The 1,854-nt window shown below is 31.8% G+C and carries 3 protein-coding genes; all 3 read right to left on the minus strand.

The annotated features are described in order from the left end of the window. Positions 1-140 precede the first annotated feature (140 nt). Complete coding sequence (locus UIB65_RS02875; RefSeq protein ID WP_296846758.1) at positions 141-338, minus strand: hypothetical protein; 198 nt, start codon at positions 336-338, stop codon at positions 141-143. Between the two features lie 310 nt (positions 339-648). Further along, positions 649-1,137, minus strand: a complete 489-nt coding sequence (locus tag UIB65_RS02880) for a hypothetical protein (RefSeq protein ID WP_330039626.1) — start codon at positions 1,135-1,137, stop codon at positions 649-651. Positions 1,138-1,357: 220 nt separating this feature from the next. Continuing rightward, entirely contained in the window at positions 1,358-1,573 is a 216-nt protein-coding gene (locus UIB65_RS02885) for a hypothetical protein (protein ID WP_330039627.1), read from the minus strand. Positions 1,574-1,854: the final 281 nt, after the last annotated feature.

Raw genomic sequence — 1,854 nt, forward strand, 5'->3', positions numbered from 1 at the left:
ACATAATACATATATTTATTATGTATTATATATAAAATTTTATTATACAAAAAATATAAAAGTAATAATAAATATTACTTTCACTTATGAAAAAAAGTTTCTTTTTAAGAGTTATATACGTGAGATATATTTTTTGAAGCTTATTCTTCATCACCCATTGCATCAAGTTCCTTTTGAAGGTCATGGATTTGCATTTCCTTGTAGAATCTTTCGAACTTGCCTGTTTCAATGAGATAGGCTGAAACTTCAAGAGCATCTCTATAGGTATAGTTAGACTCTTTGATAATTTGCTTTTTGTCTTCATCCATGTAGGATGAGGTATTATTAATATTGGCCATAGCTATTACAACCTGTATATAATAATTAATATAATATTTTATTATTTCAATTATATAAAATTATCATTACCCAGGTTCAACGCATATGGTTTTTCGTACATGTGTTGACTATTGAATAATCAAAAGTACGCAAGATATAAATTAATAGCTACTTTTTTCTTTTAATTTAATGGAATGGCTTTTACATTAACGGTGACATTTTCGGTTTTGGATTTTATTTTTGAACTGGAGTATATATGCAATGGTTTTCAAATGTGATTTTTTACTAGTTGATGGTGAGCGTTAATGTTATTTCAATTCTAATCCTAAGTTACAATAGTCCAAGTACTCTTTCGCCTTTTTCGGTTATTATATACATTCTGCCATGTTCTGTCTCAGGATTTACACATTCCATTACTCCAAGATCCACAAGATTTTTTATAGTGGCATAGAAGAAATTCCTGCTTATGTGTCTTCCCAGTGCAGGATACAATGCGTACATGACATCATCCATATCCCAGTTTTCACGTCCGATCTCACTGTTCCAAGTGTAAATCATCTTGCAGGTCTTTTCAGAGAGCACTCCTTTTTGTAAACCCTCCTTAATATCATCGAATTCATCCACAACAAACAAATAGCTTTTAGCTGAATATACACCGTATTTTTGAACTTTTTCTTTTTTGGGAATGCCATTCATGAAACTTAATGCTTCTTTGTTTGTACTCTCCCAACTCAAACCGGAGTTGTCGTTTTCATCAGTGAAGTCAATTACATGTTTATAAATCCAATTTAATAGACTGGTGTCGGTTTTACTTATCATTTTCATATGCACCTTTTTATGTGTGGGTAAGTAATATGTCTTTTAGGAGATATATTTAAAGAAAGCGAGAGAGCATTTGACAAGTAATGGTTTCATAAAAAATCCATATGAAAAATTAGTTACAATTCTTTATATCCTATTAAAGAGTTTTTAAAAAGTCAATTTTGAATAATAAGAGTGATTTATTATGTAAAAAATAAAAATGAGTTAACATTAACTGTTAACTTGAATATAAATCTGTGAAAATCCAGGATGGATCAATAGCTATGACATTTCCGTCTTCACACCAGATTGACCGGACATTACCTGAAGTAGTATCAGCCACTGCAGCAGGATCACGGTTAATCCAGTTTCCTCCAGTGTGCTTTTTATGCCTGAGCCTTAATCTGATGTGGCCGGTTCCTGAAACTCTGCATTTTACATGGACAAACTGCACATCATAACCTAAACTTTTAGCTAGTCGGATAAGTCAGAGAGATTGCTCTCCCTTCCTCTCCTAAGAACCGAACGTGTGGCTTTCACCACTATTCGGCTCAAGCATACTTTATAAGAAAGTAAACGACTATTTCAATAGATAACTGGAGTTATTTTATATGAGTTAACCAAATAAATACTCGAAAGGTGTTTTCAACAAGCGTTTATCGAAATATTCATCATATTCAACGTCATAAGGTGAAGCCCTATATTTAATGCATTTATGATATTGGATACTAATCC

This window comes from Methanobrevibacter sp. (assembly GCF_036307625.1).
Taxonomy (GTDB): domain Archaea; phylum Methanobacteriota; class Methanobacteria; order Methanobacteriales; family Methanobacteriaceae; genus Methanocatella.